Below are 17,503 nucleotides of genomic sequence, written 5' to 3' on the forward strand. Positions count from 1 at the left end.
TCATGCTCCAACCCATCCTGCTTGGGCTGCTCGCGGCCTTTGTCGGCTTCGCCTCCTCCTTCGCCGTGGTTCTCGCGGGCTTCGCCGCGATGGGGGCGACACCCGAGCAGGCGGCCTCCGGTCTCATCATGCTCTGCCTCTTGATGGGTGTGCTGGGGGCGGGCTTCTCGATCATCTGGCGCATGCCGGTCTCCATCGCCTGGTCCACGCCGGGGGCGGCGCTGCTGGTGACGACCGGCGCGCCGGCGGGTGGGTTTTCAGCCGCGGTCGGCGCCTTTCTGGCGGCCTCTCTGCTGCTGATGGCGGCGGGGCTCTGGCGCCCCGTCGCACGTGCCGTCGAGCGTATTCCGCCGCCCATCGCCGCCGCCATGCTGGCGGGCGTGCTGCTTGATCTCTGTCTCGCGCCGGTGCGCGCCGTGGGCGCCCTGCCGTGGCTCGCGCTGCCCGTGGTGCTGGCCTGGGCGGTCATGCTGAAGCTGAACCGCCTCTGGGCCGTACCGGCCGCCGTGGTGGTGGCCGTGGCCGCCCTGCTGCTGGGGCCCGGCCTGCCGGGTGCCGGCCATTGGGAGGCGCCCCGCCTCGTCTGGGTCGCGCCCAGCTTCGAATGGGGCGCGATGGTGGGCATCGCGCTGCCGCTGTTTCTCGTCACCATGGCCTCGCAGAACCTGCCCGGCTACGCCGTGCTGCAGGCGAATGGCTACAAGCCCGAGATGCGGCCGGTCTTCCTCGCAACCGGCGGCGGCAGCTTCCTCGGTGCCTTCTTCGGCGGACAGCTGGTCAACCTCGCCGCCATCACGGCGGCGCTCTGCGCTGGGCCGGAATCGCATCCGGACCCGCAGCGCCGCTGGGTGGCGGGGCTGGTCGCGAGCCTTGGCTATCTGGGTTTCGCGTTGCTGGCCGGCGTCGCGGCGGCGGTGGTGGCGGCCGCGCCGCCTTTGCTGATCCAGGCGGTGGCGGGGCTGGCCCTGCTCGCCTCGCTGGCCGGGGCATTGACGGCATCCATGGCGCAGGAGCCGCTGCGCGTGCCGGCCATCGTCACCTTCGTCGTCTCCGCCTCCGGGCTCAGCGTGGGCGGCATCGGCGCCGCCTTCTGGGGCCTTGTGGCGGGCGGCGCTCTGATGTGGCTGCTGCGAGCGCGGTGAGGCGGCTCAGTCGCCCTTGAGGATAGCGCGCGCCTCGGCCGGGCTCGCCGCGTGCTCGCCGAGTTCTTCGACGATGCGCTTGGCCCGCGCGACCAGAGGCGCGTTCCCCTCGGCCAGCACGCCGCGCGCCAGGTAGAGATTATCCTCAAGCCCCACGCGCACATGCCCGCCCAGGATCACCGCCTGCGCCACCATGGGGAATTGCGCGCGGCTGATGCCGAAGGCGGACCAGATGCCGCCCGCCGGGACAAGCTGCTTCAGCGCCAGCATCGCCTCCGTCGTCGCGGGCGCACCCCAGGCGATGCCGAGGCAGAGCTGGAACCAGGGCGGTGCCTCGAAGAGGCCGCGCTTCACCATATCGGCCGCCAGCGCGGCATGGCCGAGGTCGAAGACCTCCAGCTCCGGCTTCACGCCGGCCTCGCGGATCATCTGCGCCATGGCCGCCAGGTGCGCGGGCGTGTTCACGAAGGCGGTCGGCCCGAAATTCATGGTCGCGACGTCGAGCGAGCAGATGTCGGGCTTCAGCTCCAGCACATGCGCCACGCGCTCTTCCGGCGTCGCCATGCCGCGCGGCCGGGCGTTCACATTCGGGTCCTCGCCGGGGGCGAAGCTGGCGCCGGGGCCGGTCGTCAGGTTGATCAGCACGTCGCTGCCCGCGTCGCGAATGCGGCTCACCGTCTCCCGATACAGCGCCACGTCGCGCGAGGGCTTGCCCGTCTCGGGATTGCGGACATGGATATGGACGATCGCGGCGCCCGCTGCCCGCGCAGCCAGCGCCTCACTTGCCAGCTGCGCCGGCGTGATGGGCACATGCGGCGAGGCGCCGGTGCTGTCCGCGCCGCCGGTCAGCGCCGCGGTGATGATGACGGGCCTACTCACGGGCGCGGCTCATGCGGCGAGGATCCCTTCGACGATCTCCTGCACCGAGAGTGCCTCCTCCAGCGTGGCGAGGTCCACCGCCGCCCCGCGCGTCAGCGCCGCCAGCTTGTCGAGCTGCCCGGCCAGCGTCAGCGGGCGCATCTTCTCATTGGGCAGGGCGTCGGGTGCGGCATGCCAGGTGCCGTCGGCCGCCAGCTTCTCGGCGAAGGACCAGTCGCGCAGGCGGATGGCGCCCTTCGTCCCCTGGATGCGGGTGATGTTGTGGTCATCGGCCAGCGTGATGCCGACGCCGCCTGAGATCGTCACCGGCACATCGCCCGCCGTGAGCCGCGCCGCGATGGCCGTCTCGCAGCCCGTGCCGGGCGGGTAGCTGACGCGCGCCTCGGAGAGCCGCACCGGGCCGCCCAGGCGCTGGGCGAGGAAGAGGAAATGCGAGACCACCTCACGCGTGAAGCCGCCCTCGGCGCGTTCGGAGAGCCAGGAGGCCGCGCCCTGCTGCCAGCCGCGCGGCCAGGCGGCGAAGGCGGCGGTGATCTCGATCCGCTGGATCGGCCCGATCTCCGGCAGCCAGGCGCGCAGCTGCGCGATGGAGGGCGAGGACGCCATGGGGAAGTTCACCGCGGCGCGCTGCCCCTTCGCACCCGCCACGAAATCCCGCGCCGCCACGAGGTCAGAGGCGAGCGGCTTCTCCAGGAAGAGCGCCCGGCCCGCCGCCAGGACCTGCTGGCCGAGGGCGATATGCGAGGCGGGGGGCGAGGCGATGTAGACCGCGTCGCTCGCCGCGATCACGGCGGCCGCATCCGCGCTCATGGTCAGGTCCGGCGTGATGGAGGCGAGGCGCGCGACGGCGGCGGCGCCCGGATCCCAGACGGCGGTGACCTGCGTGCCGGCATGTGCCAGCGCCGCGCGCATCAGCCGCTCGCCCATGATGCCGAGGCCGAGGATACCCAGGCGCAAAGAATCAGACTTCATAGGGCAGCCCCACATATTGTTCGGCGAGGCCGGTGCGCGCGGCCTCGGAATGGACGAGGTAATCGAGCTCGGCCACCTGCACGCGATGCTCGAAGGGGTCATTGTCGCTGAACTTGTGCAGCATGGCGGTCATCCACCAGGAGAAGCGCTGCACCTTCCAGATGCGGCGCAGGCAGATCTCGCTGTAGCGATCGAGCAGCCCCATGCCCTGCCCGCGATAGAAGGCGATGAGGCCCTGCGCCAGCACCCGCACATCGGCGACGGCCAGGTTCATGCCCTTCGCCCCCGTGGGCGGAACGATATGCGCGGCGTCGCCCGCCAGGAAGAGGCGGCCATGGCGCATGGGCTCGGCCACGAAGCTGCGCATGGCGGTGACGCCCTTCTGCAGGATCGGCCCCTCTTTCACCGCGCCCAGGCGCTGGTGCAGGCCCTCCCAGATGCGCGCGTCGGACCAACCGGAGAGATCCTCATCCGGCGCGCATTGCAGGTAGAGGCGCGAGATGGTGTTGCTGCGCATCGTCGCGAGCGCGAAGCCATCGGCGTGCCGAGCGTAGATCAGCTCGTGGCTGATGGGCTGGGCCTCGGCCAGGATTCCGAGCCAGGCGAAGGGATAGACGCGCTCATAGATGCGCAGCACGCTCTCCGGCATGGCGGCGCGGGAGATGCCGTGGAAGCCGTCGCAGCCGGCCACCACGTCGCAGCGCAGTTCCTGCCGCGTGCCGTCGAGCGTGAAGGTGATGCGCGGCTGGTCGGTGGCGATGTCATGCAGCGCCGCATCCTCCACCTCGAAATGCAGCGGGCGGCCGGTGGCGAGCCGCGCGGCCACCATGTCCTTCACTGCCTCCTGCTGGCCATAGATCGTCACGCGCTTGCCGGTGAGGCCGTGCAGGTCGATGCGGTGGGAGGCGTCGTTGAAGCGCAGCTCCATGCCGTCATGCGCCAGGCCCTCGTGGTGCAGGCGCTCGGCGAGACCTGCCTCGGTCAGCGTATCCACGCTGCCCTGCTCCAGCAGGCCGGCGCGGATGCGGCCCTCGATATAGGGGCGCGACTTCGCCTCGATGATGACGCTGTCGATGCCCGCGCGGTGCAGCAGATGCGCGAGCAGCAGCCCCGCCGGCCCCGCGCCCAGAATCCCCACCTGTGTCCGCATGTGCCCGAACTCCCGCTACCCGAGAGCCCGGCAATGGCGCAGAATGGGCCTCTCGACAACGGGGGTTCGCATGGAACAGCCACGCCGCATTGATGTCATTTCCGACGCGATCTGCCCCTGGTGCTGGATCGGCAAGCGGCAGATGGAGCGGGCGCTGGCCATGCTGGACCAGCCCTTCACCATCCATTGGCGTCCGTACCAGCTCAATCCCGAGATGCCGGTGGAAGGGGTGGAGCGCGCGGCCTATCGCGCCGCCAAGTTCGGCAGCGTGGAGCGCGGCGCCGAGCTGGACGCGAATGTCGCCCAGGCCGGCCGCGGCGTGGGGCTGGAATTCCGGCATGACCGCATGCTGCGCACGCCCAACACCATCGCCGCCCACCGCCTGATCCGGTGGGCTGGCGAGAAGCAGAATGAGATGGTGGAGGCGCTGTTCCAAGCCTATTTCCACGACGGGAAGGACATTGGCGACCATGCGACGCTCGCCGCCATCGCCGCCACGCTGGATCTCGATGCCGCGGCCTTCCTCGCCTCCGACGAACATGAGGCGGAAGTCCGCGCCGAGGACGCGCATTTCCGCCGCATCGGCATCAATGGCGTGCCGAGCTTCGCCCTTGACGGCCAGGTGATGTTCTCCGGCGCCTATCCGGCCGAGCACATGGCGCAGATCTTCGGCCGGCGCGCCGCCTGATGGAGGCGGTGCTGGCACGGGCCGCGCTTCTGGGGACGCGGTTGCGCGCGCGGGGCGAGACCATCGCGGTCTCGGAATCCTCCTCGGGCGGCCTGATCTCGGCGGCGCTGCTCGCCCTGCCCGGCGCCTCGGCCTATTTCATGGGGGGCGCGGTCACCTACACGGCCACCGCGCGCGGGGCTCTCGCCGGCATCACGGCCGAACAGATGACGGGCCTGCGCTCGGCCAGCGAGCCCTACGCCCTGCTGCTGGCCCGAACCATGCGCGAGCGGTTGCGCACGACCTGGGGCCTGGCCGAGACCGGCGCCTCCGGCCCCACCGGCAACCGCTATGGCGATGCGGCGGGCCACACCTGCCTCGCCATCGCCGGCCCGGTCGAGATGGTCCGCACGCTGGAGACGGGCCATGGCGAGCGTTGGCCCAACATGCTGGAATTCGCCCTGGCCGCGCTGGGCCTGCTGGACGAGGCGCTCAGCGATTGAGCGGCGCGCCGGCCAGCCAGGCCGCGCCATCGGCATAGAGGCGCTCGACCTCGGGCCCCTTCAGCCCGGGCATGTCGCGCTTCACGGCATAGCCGATGCGGCTCTGCAGATAGGCCAGATGCCGGTAGCCCTCGGGGAATTGCGCGAGCAGCGCGGCATCCAGCGAAAGCCGCGCATCGGGCGCCACCGGGTCCATCCGGTCCTTTTCGTAGATCGGCTGGCGCAGCAGCAGCTTCCAGCGACCTTCATGGCGCTCCACGAAATCATAGAAGCGGCCGGTGCAGACCACATCCACCAGCACGCCCTCCACCTCGGCGCGCTGGCTGATGGTCATCTTGGTCTGGGCGATGGCGCGGTCGCCGCGGATGTCGCTGCTGTGCCCGCCCAGGAAATGCAGGATGGAGACGCCGCGGCTCCACCCCTCGATGCTGGCGGCGATGAATTCCTTGGCCGTGCCCTGCTTCCAGGTGGCCATCATCCGGCCCTCCGGGTGCCAACAGCTGGCGAAGCGCGCCCAGTCGCCGGCATCGCGCCAGACCGCCCAGTTCTCGATCAGGGCGCGGATTTCGAGCGCGTCGCGCATCAGCGCTTCGCCGCGATGATGCCGCCCGACAGGCTCGCCGGAATGCGGTCCCGCCAGGCGCCTCCATCCACCGCCGTGATGAAGTCGAGCAGAGCGCGGTTGAAGGCGTCCGGGTCCTCCAGGTTCATCGTGTGCCCGCATTTCGGCATGACGAGGAGGGCGGAGCTGCTGATGGTGCGCTTCAGGTAGAGCGCGGGCTCCAGCGTCGGGTCATCCTCGTCGCCGGCGATGATGAAGGTAGGCAGCTTCAGCTTGCGGAAGCGGTCCTCCAGCTCGAAGAGCGAGGGGCGCTCGCGCTGCACGCCGAGCATGGTCAGCGCCGAGCCCTCTGCGGAATGCTCCGCCATCTGCGCCTCGAACTCCGCGAAGCCGCGCGCGTCCTTCTCCTCGAAGACGAGGCGCGTCGGCCCATGGGTGTAGGTATGGGCGAAGGCCTTCATGCCCTCGGCGCGGAGTTGTGCCACCGAGGCGTCAAGCTCCGCCTGGAACTGCGCGCGCTTGCCCGGGGCGGCGCCATAGCCGACGCCCGCCGCCGTCAGGCTTCGCGCCAGATGCGGATAGCGAAGGCCCAGATGCAGCGTGGCGAAGGCGCCCATCGAGAGGCCCACCACATGGGCGGGGGCCAGGTTCAGCCCCTTGATGACCGCGGCGATGTCGTCCGTCGCGCGGTCCTGGCTGTAGGCCTTCGGGCTGGTCGGCACGCTGCTCGGCGGATAGCCGCGGGCATGAAAGGCGATGCAGCGGTAGCGGCGGGAGAAGAAGCGGATCTGCGGTTCCCAGCTGCGCGCGTCGCCCGCGAATTCATGGGCGAAGACGAGCGGCGTGCCCTCCCCCGCCTCGATGTAATGCAGGTCAACGCCATCCTCGGTGCGGATGCTGGGCATGCGGGGAATCTCCTCCTGGGGCGGGCCGCAGCTTGCGTCGTGGCCCCGGGCGCGGCAAGGGACGGCCGCTTCCCAGGAGAGTTCCGCCATGCCCCGCCAAGCCCTCGCACTCCGCGTGCCCATGCGCCATCCGGGCGATGTCTCCGCGATCGCCGCGCTGTTCGATGCGGGCGCGCTACGGCCCGAGGAGGTGGTCGCGATCCTCGGCAAGACCGAGGGCAATGGCTGCGTGAACGACTTCACCCGCGCCTATGCGGTGAGCGCGCTGGCGGGGATGCTGGGGGCGCGGATGGGAGTCACGCCTGAGGTGGTGATGGCGCAGGTCGCGCTCGTCATGTCGGGCGGGACGGAGGGCGGGCTCGCGCCACATTTCCTGGTGCTGGCGGTGCGCGAGGTGGCGGCGCCCGCGACCGGCGCGCTGGCCATCGGGGTCGGCTTCACGCCGGATTTCGCGCCGGAGGAGATCGGCCGGATGGCGCAGCTCCGCGCCACGGCCGCGGCGGTGCGCGCTGCCATGCAGCATGCCGGCATCAGCGACCCGGCGGAGGTCCATTATGTCCAGGTGAAATGCCCGCTGATCACCTCGGCCAAGGTGGCGGATGCCCTGGCGCGCGGACAAAGCGTGGCGACGCATGAGACCTACCCCTCCATGGGCCTTTCCCGGGGCGCGGCGGCGCTGGGGGTCGCGCTGGCGCTGGGCGAAATCCCGGAGGGCGCGCTCTCCGATGCCGTGATCGGCGCCGACTGGTCGCTGCATTCCGGCCGGGCCAGCTGCTCGGCGGGCGTCGAGCTCGAGCGCTGCGAGGTGATCGTGCTGGGCAATAGCCCGGCCTGGGCCGGCGACCTTGTCATCGGGCATGACGTGATGGCCGATGCGGTGGATTTCGGGGCGGTGCAGCGGGCGCTGGCCTCGGTCGGGCTGGGCGCGCCCGGGCAGCTGGACGCCACAGCCAGGGCGCGGCTGGTGGCGGTGCTGGCCAAGGCCGAGCCCTCCAGCACCGGCAGTATCCGCGGACTGCGCCACATCATGAATGATGACAGCGACATCAACGCGACCCGCCACGCCCGCGCCCTGGTGGGCGGCGTGATCGCGGCCGCGGTGGGCCGGACAGACCTCTTCGTCTCGGGCGGCGCTGAGCACCAGGGGCCCGATGGTGGCGGGCCGGTGGCGGTGATTGCGCGGAGATAATCCGGCTTATCCAACGGAATGTCGCGCGGGGGGCTGGAAACCGGACGCGGTTGGTCCTATTTGACCGTCACCGCAGGAGAACGCCGGTGCTGAAACTCTCCAGATTGACCGATTACGCCGTGGTGGTGCTGTCGCGCATGGGGCGGGACAGTGAGCCGCTGCAAAGCGCCCCGGGCATCGCCGCCCGCACCGGCCTGGCCGAGCCCACCGTCGCCAAAGTTCTGAAAATTCTGGCACAATCCGAGATCGTTGAGGGCCTGCGCGGGGCGCGGGGCGGATACCGCCTGACGCGCCCGCTCAGCAGCATCACCCTGGCCGAGGTCATCGTCGCCTTCGATGGCCCCATCGCGCTCACCGCCTGCGTGGATGGCGGGATGGGCGGCTGCGAGAGCGAGCATCTCTGCCCCGTCCGGGGCCGCTGGGACCCCGTGAACCACGCCATCCGCGAGGCGCTGGCCGGCATTTCCGTCGCCGACCTGGCCGGCGGGGGCTGCGGGGCCAGCCTTTCCTTCACCACCGACCAATTCGTCGCCGCCGAGTAGGAGCGCCTATGCCTGCCGTTGCAGAGACCCTCGAGACCGTCCAGGCCGCCAGCGATGGTGGCTATAAGTGGGGCTTCGAGACCGATATCGCGATGGAATTCGCGCCGAAGGGGCTGAACGAGGACATCGTCCGCTTCATCAGCGCGAAGAAGAATGAGCCCGAATGGCTGCTGGAATGGCGCCTCAAGGCCTATCGCCTCTGGCTCACCATGGAGGAGCCCGACTGGGCCGCGGTGAACTACCCGAAGATCGACTACCAGGACGCCTATTACTATGCGGCGCCGACCACCAAGGCCGCGCCCAAATCGCTGGACGAGGTGGACCCCGAGCTGCTGCGCACCTACGAGAAGCTCGGCATTCCCGTGCGCGAGCAGGAGCGGCTGCAGGGTATCGCGGTGGATATGGTGTTCGACAGCGTCTCGGTCGCCACCACCTTCAAGGAGCGGCTGCACAAGGAAGGCATCATCTTCTGCTCGATCAGCGAGGCGGTGCAGGAGCATCCGGAGCTGGTGAAGCAGTATCTGGGCTCCGTCGTGCCGCCGGGTGACAACTACTTCGCCTGCCTGAACAGCGCGGTCTTCACGGATGGCAGCTTCGTCTACATCCCCAAGGGCGTGCGCTGCCCGATGGAACTCTCGACCTATTTCCGCATCAACGCGAAAAGCACGGGCCAGTTCGAGCGCACGCTGATCGTGGCGGATGCCGGATCGCATGTCTCCTATCTGGAGGGCTGCACCGCGCCGATGCGCGACGAGAACCAGATGCACGCGGCGGTGGTCGAGCTGGTGCTGATGGATGACGCCACCATCAAGTACAGCACGGTGCAGAACTGGTACCCCGGCGATGCCGAGGGCAAGGGCGGCATCTACAACTTCGTCACCAAGCGCGCCGCCTGCCGCGGCGCCCGCAGCAAGGTGAGCTGGACGCAGGTGGAGACGGGCTCCGCCATCACCTGGAAATACCCCTCCTGCATGCTGCTGGGCGATGACAGCGTGGGCGAGTTCTACTCGGTGGCCATCACCAACAACCACCAGCAGGCCGATACCGGCACGAAGATGTGGCATGTGGGCAAGAACACGAAGTCCACCATCGTCTCCAAGGGCATCAGCGCCGGGCGCGGGCAGAACACCTATCGTGGCCTGGTGAAGATCAGCCCCAAGGCGACCGGCGCGCGCAACTTCACGCAGTGCGACAGCCTGCTGATCGGCGACCAGTGCGGCGCGCACACCGTGCCCTACATCGAGAACCGCTGCGTCAGCGCCAAGGTGGAGCATGAGGCCACGACCTCGCGCATCGCCGAGGACCAGCTTTTCTACTGCCGCTCGCGCGGGCTCTCCCAGGAGGAGGCCGTGGGGCTGATCGTGAACGGCTTCTGCCGTGAGGTCCTGAAGGAGCTTCCCATGGAATTCGCCGTGGAGGCCCAGAAACTTCTCGCTATCTCGCTCGAAGGGAGCGTCGGCTGATGTTGCGTATCGAAGGCCTGACGGCCGAAATTGACGGCAAGCAGATCCTCAAGGGGATCAACCTGGAAGTGCCGACGGGCGAGGTGCACGCCATCATGGGCCCGAACGGCTCGGGCAAGTCCACCCTCTCCTACGTGCTGAGCGGGCGCGAGGGCTATGAGATCACCGGCGGCAGCGCCACCTTCAATGGCGTGGACATCCTGGCCATGGAGCCGGAGGAGCGTGCGGCGGCCGGCCTCTTCCTGGCGTTCCAGTATCCGGTCGAGCTGCCGGGTGTCGGCAATGCGAATTTCCTGCGCACCGCGCTGAATTCCATCCGCAAGGCGAAGGGCGAGCCCGAGGTGGACGCCATGGCCTTCCTGAAGATGGCCCGCGCCAAGCTGAAGACGCTGCAGATGAGCGACGACATGCTCAAGCGCAACGTCAATGTCGGCTTCTCGGGCGGCGAGAAGAAGCGCAACGAGGTGCTGCAGATGGCCCTGCTGGAGCCTTCCCTCGCCATCCTGGACGAGACGGATTCCGGCCTCGACATCGACGCGCTGAAGATCGTCTCCGAGGGCGTGAACGCCATGCGCGGCCCGAATTTCTCGGCCCTCGTCATCACCCACTACCAGCGCCTGCTGGACTACATCACGCCGGACCGCGTCCATGTGCTGATGGGCGGGCGCATCGTGAAGTCGGGCGGCCCCGAGCTCGCGCTGGAGCTGGAGGCGGAGGGCTACGCGAAGGTGGCGGCATGAACGCCATGACCCCTGGTGGCTTTTCCGCCCGTTTCGCGGGCCTGCGCGACCACCTGCCCGGCGGCCGCACCCCCTGGGTGGCGGCGCTGCGCGGGGCCGCGGCCGAGCATTTCGCGGCCACGGGCCTGCCCCATCGCAAGCTGGAGGCCTGGCGCTACACCGACCTCTCGCCCATCGCCCAGGCGCAATTCACCGAGGCGCTGACGCTGGCGGCCGAGCATCCCGTGCTGCCGCCCATGCGCGCGCCGCATCGCGCCGTCTTCGTGGATGGGCGCTTCGCAGCCGGCCTCTCCACCCTCCCCGCCTGGTGCCGGACGCTGGCGGGCGACCTGAACGCGGCCGAGGGCTGGCTGGGTGCGCTCGCGCGCGATCTGCCGGTGGTCTCGCTGAACACCATGCTCTTCGAGGACGGGCTGATGCTCGACCTGCCGGCTGGCACGGATGGCGGCGCGCTGGAGCTGCTGAGCCTGGCCAGCCATACGGGCCGCGCCATCGCCTTCCATCCGCGCCACCTGATCCGGCTCAGCGAAGGCGCTTCGCTGACGCTGATCGAGACGAGCCTCGGGCCAGATGGCGCGAGCTACCTGCACAACCCGGTCTTCGAGATCCAGGTGGCCTCTGGCGCCACGCTCTCCCATGTGCGCATCCAGCGCGAGGGGCGTGCGGGCTTCCAGCTCGCCACCGTGCTGGCCGCGGTCGAGGGCGGCGGCACCTATGACAATTTCACGCTGAATGCCGGCGCGCGTCTCGTCCGCAACGAGATCCACACGGCGCTTCTCGGCCCCAAGGCCGCCTGCCACATGAACGGCGCGCAGCTCGCGGGCGATGGCCAGCATGCGGACACCACCACTTACCTGGATCATGCGGCGCCGGACTGCGCGAGCCGCCAGACCTACAAGACCGTGCTGGCCGGCAAGTCGCGCGGCGTGTTCCAGGGGAAGATCCTGGTGCGGCAGGTGGCGCAGCGCACCGATGGCTACCAGATGAACCAGGCGCTGCTGCTCTCGGAGGATGCCGAGATCGACGCCAAGCCGCAGCTCGAGATCTACGCCGATGACGTGAAGTGCAGCCACGGCGCCACCGTGGGCGCGCTGGACGAGGCGCAGCTCTTCTACCTGCGCGCCCGCGGCATCCCGGCCGAGACGGCGCGGGCCATGCTGGTCCAGGCCTTCCTCACGGAAGCGATCGAGGGCGTGACCCACCCCCTGGCCCAGGCCGCGCTGGCCGAGGCGACCGAGGGTTGGTGGGAGCGCGAGGCAGCCTGATCATGGACACGAACGTCGCCCCGGCCTTCGACGTCACCCGCATCCGGCAGGATTTCCCGATCCTGGCGACGACCGTGCGCGGCAAGCCGCTCGTCTTCCTCGACAGCGGCGCCTCGGCGCAGAAGCCGCGGCAGGTGATCCAGGCGATGACGCGGGCGATGGAGACGGCCTATGCCAATGTCCATCGCGGCGCCTACCACCTGAGCGAGGTGGCGACCGAGGCGCATGAGGCGGCGCGCGGCGCCGTGCAGCGCTTCCTGAACGCGGCCGAGCCGGAGGAGATCATCTTCACCGGCAATGCCACCGGCTCCTTCAACCTCGTCGCCCACAGCTTCGGCCGCGGCATGCTCAAGCCCGGCCAATGCGTGCTGGTGAGCGAGATGGAGCACCACGCCAACCTCGTCCCCTGGCAGATGCTGCGCGATGCGGGCCTTGGCATCGGGCTGCGCTTCGTCCGCGTGACGGATAGCGGGGAGCTGGATCTGGAAGACCTCGCGGCCAAGCTCGCGGATGGCAAGGTGGGGCTGGTCTCCGTCACGCACATGTCCAATGTGCTGGGCTCGGTCACGCCGGCGGCCACCATCATCCGCATGGCGCATGAGGCCGGCGCCCGCGTCATGCTGGATGGCAGCCAGGCCGCGGTCCACCGCGCGGTGGATGTCCAGGCGCTGGACGTGGATTTCTACGCCTTCACCGGCCACAAGCTCTATGGGCCCACCGGCATCGGCGTGCTCTACGGCAAGCGCGCGCTGCTCGACGCCATGCCGCCCTTCTTCGGCGGCGGCGACATGATCGAGACGGTGACGCTGGAGCGCAGCACCTTCGCCGCCGCGCCCGCGCGCTTCGAGGCGGGCACGCCCGCCATCATCGAGGCCGTCGGCCTGCATGCGGCGATCGACTATGTGAGCGCCATCGGCATGGAGGCGATCGAGGCGCATGAGCGTGGCCTGGTGGACCACGCCATGGCCACGCTGACGCAGGTGGAGGGCCTTTCGCTGCTGGGCGCGGCGCAGGATCGGGGCGGCGTCTTCGCCTTCGCGCTGGACGGCGTGCACCCGCATGACCTCTCCACCTACCTCGATCGCGCTGGCATCTGCGTGCGCGCCGGCCGCCATTGCGCCGAGCCGCTGCATGCGCGCTTCGGGCTGGAGGGCGGCAGCACGCGCGCGTCCTTCGGGCTCTACACGACGCGGGAGGAGATCGATTTCCTCGCGCAGAAGCTGAGCGACGCGCGGAGATTTTTTGCGTGAGCGCGCCCGCGGATTTCCAGGAGTTGCAGGACCTCTACTCGAAGGTGCTGCGCGACCTGGCCCGCAACCCGGCCCATCGCGGCCGGCTGGAGAATGCCACCGCCTCCGCCCGTGGCGACAACCCGATGTGCGGCGACCGCGTGGAACTCTCGCTCAACCTGGTGGGCGAGACGATCACCGACGCCATGTTCCAGGGCCGCGGCTGCGAGATCAGCCAGGCCAGCGCCGCGCTGCTGACCGAACTGGTGCGCGGCAAGTCGCCCAGCGAGGCGCGCGCGCTGGGCGAGACGGTGGCCCGCATGGCGCGCGGCGAGATGCCGGACGCCACAAGCCCCGAGCTGGAGCGCCTCGCCATCCTCTCGGTCGTGCAGAAATTTCCGAGCCGCGTGAAATGCGCCACCTTGGCCTGGCGCGCGCTCGATGCCGCCCTGGCGGGCGTGAAGGAGACCAGCAGTGAGTGAAAACGCGACCCATGGCAGCTGGACCCCCGCGGGTGAGTCGCTGCCCGCCGTGACCGAAGAGGGCGTGATCGCCGCCATCAAGACCGTCTTCGACCCCGAGATCCCGGTGGATATCTTCGAACTCGGCCTGATCTACGCGATCGAGACCGGCGATGACGGCAAGGTGAAGGTGGAGATGACGCTCACCACCCCCTCCTGCCCCTCCGCGCAGGAATTGCCGAGCATGACGGAGGAGGCCATCCGCCAGATCCCCGGCGTCACCGATTGCGAGGTCGAAGTCGTCTGGGATCCACCATGGGATCAGTCGCGCATGAGCGAGGACGCCCGCCTTGCGCTCAACATGTTCTGAGGGAGACACGCGATGAGCACCACCGCCGCCCCCCCGCGCGTGAAGCGCGAATTGCCGCCCTTGATGACGCTCTCCGACAGCGCGGCCGAGCGCCTGCGCAAGCTCTATGAGAAGGCCGAGGCCGGGAAGCTGCTGCGCATCGGCGTGAAGACCAAGGGCTGCTCCGGCATGGCCTATGACCTCAGCTTCGTGGACGAAGCGGGCCCCGGCGATGAGCGCGTGACCGACAAGGGCCTCTCCATCCTGGTGGACCGCAAGGCCAGCCTCTACCTCATCGGCACCATGATGGACTACGAGGTGAAGCCGATGAGTGCGGGCTTCGTTTTCGTGAACCCGAATGAGAAGGGCCGCTGCGGCTGCGGTGAGAGCTTCCACGTCTGAAGGACGCGAAAGCCCGCCCTCGCCTCAGGTGAAGAGGCTGTAGAACATCCGGATGCTGGTCGCGGCCAGGAAGACCGCGAAGGCGCGCTTCAGCCAGATCGGCGGGATGGTGTGGGCCAGCTTCACGCCCCAGGGGGTTGCGATGATCGAGGTCGGCACGATCAGCGCGAAGCCGATGAGGCTCACATAGCCCAGCGAATAGGGCGGCACGTTCGGATCATTCCAGCCGCCCCAGATGAAGCCGATGGTCGCCGGCACCGAGATGATCAGGCCAAACACGCTTGACGTCGCGACCGCGGCGCGGATTGGGTAGCCGAACATGGAGAGGATGGGCACGCCGAGCGTCCCGCCGCCGATGCCCATCATGGCGCTCACAGAACCCATGCCCATGCCGAGTGCGGCGCGCGGCGGGCCCTCGGGCAGCTTCTCGGCCACACGGAAATCCACGCCGGTGAAACCCATGTTCAGCGCCACCAGCAGCGCGACCATGCCAAAGACCGCCGTCAGCCCCTCGCCGCGGACGTGTACGGCCAGCGCCGTCCCCAACGCCACGCCCAGCATCATGGGCAGCGCCATGGAGCGCAGCAGCGCCTCGTCCATCGCGCCCGTCGCGCGGTGCTTCCGGGCCGAGACGATGGAGGTCGGAATGATGGTGGCGAGCGAGGTGCCGACAGCGAGCTTCATCTGCATCGCCTCGGGAATGCCAAACAGCGGGAAGACGTTGAACAGCAGCGGCACGATCACGATGCCGCCCCCTACCCCCAGCAACCCCGCCAGCGTGCCGGAGACAAGGCCCGTCGCCGCCATCGCCGCCGCGAGCGCGGCCAGCCACACAACCTCGTTCATCGGAAAACCCCGGCAGTCTCGTTCTTGCGGCGCTGTCTAACGCTTGCGTCATCCGCTGCGAAGCCTCCAGGCCGAGGCCCACCTTCCCGGCCGACGCATGGCGTTCTAGCCTTCGGCCCGACTCAACCAAAGGAAGGGAAAGCGCCATGATGCTCAAGGACAAGGTTGCCATCGTCACCGGATCGGGCGGCGGAATCGGTCGCGAGATCGCCATCGCCATGGCCGAGGCCGGCGCCAAGGTCGTCATCAACGACATCGGCGCCTCGCTGGGCGGCGAGGGCTTCTCGACCAGCCCGGCCGAGCAGACCAAGGCCATCATCGAGCAGAAGGGCGGCCAGGCCGTCATCAACACCGACAGCGTCTCCGAATGGGAGAATGCGAAGAAGATCGTGCAGACCGCGATCGACGCCTTTGGCCGCGTGGACATCGTGGTGAACAATGCCGGCATCCTGCGTGACCAGATCTTCCACCGGATGACGCCGGAGGAATGGCTCTCGGTCATCAATGTCCATCTGAACGGCAGCTTCTTCGTGAGCCGCGCGGCCGCCGAGCATTTCCGCAAGCAGGAGAGCGGCAGCTTCGTCCACATCACCTCGACCTCGGGCCTCATCGGCAATTTCGGCCAGGCGAACTACTCCGCCGCCAAGCTCGGCATCGTGGCGCTGTCGAAGTCCATCGCGCTCGACATGAAGCGCTATAATGTGCGCTCCAACTGCCTGGCGCCCTTCGCTTGGAGCCGCATGACGAGTTCGATCCCGGCCGAGACGCCGGAGCAGAAGGCGCGCGTGGAGCGCATCATGAAGATGGGGCCGGAGAAGAACGCGCCGCTGGCCGTCTTCCTGGCCTCCGACGCCGCGAAGGAAGTGACCGGCCAGGTCTTCGCGCCGCGCATGCATGAGCTCTTCCTGTTCAGCCAGAACCGGCCGATCCGCTCGGTGCACAGCGAGAGCGGCTGGACCCCGGAGAAGATCGCCGAGATCGCCCTGCCCGCCTTCCGCGCGAGCTTCGTGCCGATGGAACGCTCGGGCGACGTCTTCAGCTGGGATCCCGTCTGACGTGAACTTCGAACTGAACGAGGAGCAATCGGCCTTCCAGCAGGTGGTGCGCGGCTTCGCCGAGCGCCACCTGGCCAAGGGTGCGGTGGAGCGCGCGCATACCGTGGGCTTCCCCTGGGATGTCGCGAAGCTGATGGCCGACCAGGGCCTCTTCGGCATCATGCTGCCGGAGGAAGATGGCGGCGCGGGCGGCACGGTGTTCGACGCCGTGCTCGCGATGGAGCAGATCGCCCAGGTCTGCCCGCGCAGCGCCGATGTGCTGCAGGCCGGCAATTTCGGCGCCTTCCGCACCTTCGGCGAATATGCCTCCCCGTATCAGAAGGAGCGTTTCTTCAAGCCGCTGCTGGCCGGTGAGGCCGTGGCGGCGGTGGGCATGACCGAGCCCGATGCGGGCTCGGCGCTGACCGACCTCAAGACCTTCTGCACGCCGGATGGCCCGGGCTTTCGACTGAACGGGCAAAAGGTCTTCACCACGAACAGCGCGGAGGCGAACGTCTTCGTCATCTATTGCCGCTTCGGGCCCGGCGTGGGCGGGATCGGCTCGGTGCTGGTGGAGCGCGGGATGGAAGGCTTCCGCCTTGGCCAGCCCAGCCTCTACATGAATGACGAGGAGTGGTGCGCCCTCTACTTCGACAATGTCTACATCCCGCCGGAGATGGTGCTGCTCGGCCCCGGCGGGTTCAAGAAGCAGATCGGCGGCTTCAATGTTGAGCGCGTGGGCAATACGACGCGGGCGCTGGCACTCGGCGAATACTGCTTCAACGCGGCGCGCGAACACGCGATGCAGCGCGTGCAGTTCGGCCGCAGGCTCATGGAGTTCCAGGGGCTGCAATGGAAGTTCGCGGAGATGCGGGTGGCGCTCGATAGCGCGCGCCTGCTGCTCTACCGCGCCGCGGTGAATGCCGGGCGCAGCCTGCCGGATGGGCAGGAGGTGGCGATGGCCAAATATGCCTGCAACCAGGCGGGCTGGATGGCGGCCAATGAATCCATGCAGGTCATGGGCGGCACGGGCTATTCGAAGGATCTGCTGATCGAATACTGCGTCCGCCGCACGCGCGGCTGGATGATCGCGGGCGGCAGCCTGGAGGTGATGAAGAACCGAATCGCCGAGGGCGTGTTCGGGCAGAGCTTTTCGCAGAGGCCGCCCAAGGCATGAAGAAAAAGGGGCCTCCGGCGGCTGGG

The 17,503-nt window shown here is 69.0% G+C and carries 20 protein-coding genes; 14 read left to right on the forward strand and 6 right to left on the reverse strand.

From position 1 onward, the window contains the following. Positions 1 to 2 precede the first annotated feature (2 nt). On the forward strand, positions 3 to 1,142 hold the full coding sequence (locus tag KTR66_RS06090) for a benzoate/H(+) symporter BenE family transporter (RefSeq protein WP_213611454.1): 1,140 nt from the start codon (positions 3 to 5) through the stop codon (positions 1,140 to 1,142). A 6-nt stretch (positions 1,143 to 1,148) separates the two neighbouring features. Here the strand turns inward: KTR66_RS06090 and KTR66_RS06095 are convergent, their stop codons facing one another. The 3 genes from KTR66_RS06095 to pobA are packed head-to-tail and all read right to left on the reverse strand — an operon-like array spanning position 1,149 to position 4,143. Further along, positions 1,149 to 2,021 carry a 3-keto-5-aminohexanoate cleavage protein gene (locus KTR66_RS06095; RefSeq protein WP_213611456.1) on the reverse strand — a complete coding sequence of 291 codons (873 nt, stop codon included), beginning with the start codon at positions 2,019 to 2,021 and terminating at the stop codon, positions 1,149 to 1,151. Positions 2,022 to 2,030: 9 nt separating this feature from the next. Continuing rightward, complete coding sequence (locus tag KTR66_RS06100) at positions 2,031 to 2,978, reverse strand: Gfo/Idh/MocA family protein (protein WP_249731892.1); 948 nt, start codon at positions 2,976 to 2,978, stop codon at positions 2,031 to 2,033. 4 nt (positions 2,979 to 2,982) lie between these two features. After that, on the reverse strand, positions 2,983 to 4,143 hold the full coding sequence (gene pobA / locus KTR66_RS06105; RefSeq protein WP_213611460.1) for a 4-hydroxybenzoate 3-monooxygenase: 1,161 nt from the start codon (positions 4,141 to 4,143) through the stop codon (positions 2,983 to 2,985). A gap of 70 nt (positions 4,144 to 4,213) precedes the next feature. On the opposite strand from pobA, the gene KTR66_RS06110 reads away from it, so the two are divergent. Together KTR66_RS06110 and KTR66_RS06115 are read left to right on the forward strand one after the other, a co-directional pair. Next, positions 4,214 to 4,831, forward strand: coding sequence for a DsbA family oxidoreductase (locus tag KTR66_RS06110; protein WP_213611462.1), 618 nt, complete (start codon positions 4,214 to 4,216; stop codon positions 4,829 to 4,831). Then, a complete protein-coding gene (locus tag KTR66_RS06115) occupies positions 4,831 to 5,313 on the forward strand; it encodes a CinA family protein (RefSeq protein ID WP_213611464.1) in 483 nt (160 codons plus the stop codon). The genes KTR66_RS06110 and KTR66_RS06115 overlap by 1 nt, the downstream gene beginning before the upstream one ends. Here the strand turns inward: KTR66_RS06115 and KTR66_RS06120 are convergent. Both KTR66_RS06120 and KTR66_RS06125 read right to left on the reverse strand, forming a co-directional pair. Then, positions 5,303 to 5,896 (reverse strand): nuclear transport factor 2 family protein, encoded by a 594-nt coding sequence (locus KTR66_RS06120; protein WP_213611467.1) that lies wholly within the window; start codon positions 5,894 to 5,896, stop codon positions 5,303 to 5,305. The two genes, KTR66_RS06115 and KTR66_RS06120, sit on opposite strands and share 11 nt — an antisense overlap. Continuing rightward, on the reverse strand, positions 5,896 to 6,780 hold the full coding sequence (locus KTR66_RS06125) for an alpha/beta fold hydrolase (RefSeq protein ID WP_213611469.1): 885 nt from the start codon (positions 6,778 to 6,780) through the stop codon (positions 5,896 to 5,898). Before KTR66_RS06125 ends, KTR66_RS06120 begins: the two co-directional genes overlap by 1 nt. 88 nt (positions 6,781 to 6,868) lie before the next feature. Between KTR66_RS06125 and KTR66_RS06130 the strand changes: the two genes are divergently transcribed. The 9 genes from KTR66_RS06130 to KTR66_RS06170 all read left to right on the forward strand — a co-directional run bounded on the left by KTR66_RS06130 (position 6,869) and on the right by KTR66_RS06170 (position 14,420). Continuing rightward, complete coding sequence (locus tag KTR66_RS06130) at positions 6,869 to 7,969, forward strand: ring-opening amidohydrolase (protein ID WP_213611471.1); 1,101 nt, start codon at positions 6,869 to 6,871, stop codon at positions 7,967 to 7,969. Between the two features lie 86 nt (positions 7,970 to 8,055). Further along, positions 8,056 to 8,511: an SUF system Fe-S cluster assembly regulator gene (locus KTR66_RS06135; protein ID WP_213611473.1), complete on the forward strand. Its 456-nt coding sequence runs from the start codon at positions 8,056 to 8,058 to the stop codon at positions 8,509 to 8,511. Between the two features lie 8 nt (positions 8,512 to 8,519). Then, on the forward strand, positions 8,520 to 9,974 hold the full coding sequence (sufB, locus tag KTR66_RS06140) for a Fe-S cluster assembly protein SufB (RefSeq protein ID WP_213611475.1): 1,455 nt from the start codon (positions 8,520 to 8,522) through the stop codon (positions 9,972 to 9,974). Continuing rightward, a complete protein-coding gene (sufC, locus tag KTR66_RS06145; RefSeq protein WP_213611481.1) occupies positions 9,974 to 10,714 on the forward strand; it encodes a Fe-S cluster assembly ATPase SufC in 741 nt (246 codons plus the stop codon). Before sufB ends, sufC begins: the two co-directional genes overlap by 1 nt. Then, entirely contained in the window at positions 10,711 to 11,979 is a 1,269-nt protein-coding gene (gene sufD / locus KTR66_RS06150; RefSeq protein ID WP_213611483.1) for a Fe-S cluster assembly protein SufD, read from the forward strand. Before sufC ends, sufD begins: the two co-directional genes overlap by 4 nt. A gap of 2 nt (positions 11,980 to 11,981) precedes the next feature. Beyond that, positions 11,982 to 13,229 (forward strand): aminotransferase class V-fold PLP-dependent enzyme, encoded by a 1,248-nt coding sequence (locus KTR66_RS06155; RefSeq protein ID WP_213611485.1) that lies wholly within the window; start codon positions 11,982 to 11,984, stop codon positions 13,227 to 13,229. Then, positions 13,226 to 13,690 carry a Fe-S cluster assembly sulfur transfer protein SufU gene (gene sufU / locus KTR66_RS06160; protein WP_213611487.1) on the forward strand — a complete coding sequence of 155 codons (465 nt, stop codon included), beginning with the start codon at positions 13,226 to 13,228 and terminating at the stop codon, positions 13,688 to 13,690. The genes KTR66_RS06155 and sufU overlap by 4 nt, the downstream gene beginning before the upstream one ends. Continuing rightward, complete coding sequence (locus KTR66_RS06165) at positions 13,683 to 14,039, forward strand: SUF system Fe-S cluster assembly protein (RefSeq protein WP_213611489.1); 357 nt, start codon at positions 13,683 to 13,685, stop codon at positions 14,037 to 14,039. Before sufU ends, KTR66_RS06165 begins: the two co-directional genes overlap by 8 nt. A 12-nt stretch (positions 14,040 to 14,051) precedes the next feature. Continuing rightward, positions 14,052 to 14,420, forward strand: a complete 369-nt coding sequence (locus KTR66_RS06170; RefSeq protein ID WP_213611490.1) for an iron-sulfur cluster assembly accessory protein — start codon at positions 14,052 to 14,054, stop codon at positions 14,418 to 14,420. A gap of 24 nt (positions 14,421 to 14,444) precedes the next feature. On the opposite strand, the gene KTR66_RS06175 is transcribed toward KTR66_RS06170, so the two are convergent. Then, positions 14,445 to 15,266, reverse strand: a complete 822-nt coding sequence (locus tag KTR66_RS06175) for a sulfite exporter TauE/SafE family protein (RefSeq protein WP_213611491.1) — start codon at positions 15,264 to 15,266, stop codon at positions 14,445 to 14,447. A 146-nt stretch (positions 15,267 to 15,412) separates the two neighbouring features. On the opposite strand from KTR66_RS06175, the gene KTR66_RS06180 reads away from it, so the two are divergent. Next, positions 15,413 to 16,321, forward strand: coding sequence for an SDR family NAD(P)-dependent oxidoreductase (locus KTR66_RS06180; RefSeq protein ID WP_213611495.1), 909 nt, complete (start codon positions 15,413 to 15,415; stop codon positions 16,319 to 16,321). A gap of 1 nt (position 16,322) precedes the next feature. Continuing rightward, positions 16,323 to 17,477 carry an acyl-CoA dehydrogenase family protein gene (locus tag KTR66_RS06185; RefSeq protein ID WP_213611503.1) on the forward strand — a complete coding sequence of 385 codons (1,155 nt, stop codon included), beginning with the start codon at positions 16,323 to 16,325 and terminating at the stop codon, positions 17,475 to 17,477. Positions 17,478 to 17,503: the final 26 nt, after the last annotated feature.

Origin of the sequence: Roseococcus sp. SDR, assembly GCF_019083995.1 — a bacterium.
GTDB lineage: Bacteria > Pseudomonadota > Alphaproteobacteria > Acetobacterales > Acetobacteraceae > Roseococcus.

What these genes read in the sequence shown, in the direction of transcription:
- KTR66_RS06090 (WP_213611454.1), top strand. Translation starts at nt 3, where the DNA reads ATGCTCCAACCCATCCTGCTTGGGCTGCTCGCGGCCTTTGTCGGCTTC.
- pobA (WP_213611460.1), bottom strand. Translation starts at nt 4,143, where the DNA reads ATGCGGACACAGGTGGGGATTCTGGGCGCGGGGCCGGCGGGGCTGCTG.
- KTR66_RS06110 (WP_213611462.1), top strand. Translation starts at nt 4,214, where the DNA reads ATGGAACAGCCACGCCGCATTGATGTCATTTCCGACGCGATCTGCCCC.
- KTR66_RS06115 (WP_213611464.1), top strand. Translation starts at nt 4,831, where the DNA reads ATGGAGGCGGTGCTGGCACGGGCCGCGCTTCTGGGGACGCGGTTGCGC.
- KTR66_RS06120 (WP_213611467.1), bottom strand. Translation starts at nt 5,896, where the DNA reads ATGCGCGACGCGCTCGAAATCCGCGCCCTGATCGAGAACTGGGCGGTC.
- KTR66_RS06125 (WP_213611469.1), bottom strand. Translation starts at nt 6,780, where the DNA reads ATGCCCAGCATCCGCACCGAGGATGGCGTTGACCTGCATTACATCGAG.
- KTR66_RS06130 (WP_213611471.1), top strand. Translation starts at nt 6,869, where the DNA reads ATGCCCCGCCAAGCCCTCGCACTCCGCGTGCCCATGCGCCATCCGGGC.
- sufB (WP_213611475.1), top strand. Translation starts at nt 8,520, where the DNA reads ATGCCTGCCGTTGCAGAGACCCTCGAGACCGTCCAGGCCGCCAGCGAT.
- sufC (WP_213611481.1), top strand. Translation starts at nt 9,974, where the DNA reads ATGTTGCGTATCGAAGGCCTGACGGCCGAAATTGACGGCAAGCAGATC.
- sufD (WP_213611483.1), top strand. Translation starts at nt 10,711, where the DNA reads ATGAACGCCATGACCCCTGGTGGCTTTTCCGCCCGTTTCGCGGGCCTG.
- KTR66_RS06155 (WP_213611485.1), top strand. Translation starts at nt 11,982, where the DNA reads ATGGACACGAACGTCGCCCCGGCCTTCGACGTCACCCGCATCCGGCAG.
- KTR66_RS06170 (WP_213611490.1), top strand. Translation starts at nt 14,052, where the DNA reads ATGAGCACCACCGCCGCCCCCCCGCGCGTGAAGCGCGAATTGCCGCCC.
- KTR66_RS06175 (WP_213611491.1), bottom strand. Translation starts at nt 15,266, where the DNA reads ATGAACGAGGTTGTGTGGCTGGCCGCGCTCGCGGCGGCGATGGCGGCG.
- KTR66_RS06180 (WP_213611495.1), top strand. Translation starts at nt 15,413, where the DNA reads ATGATGCTCAAGGACAAGGTTGCCATCGTCACCGGATCGGGCGGCGGA.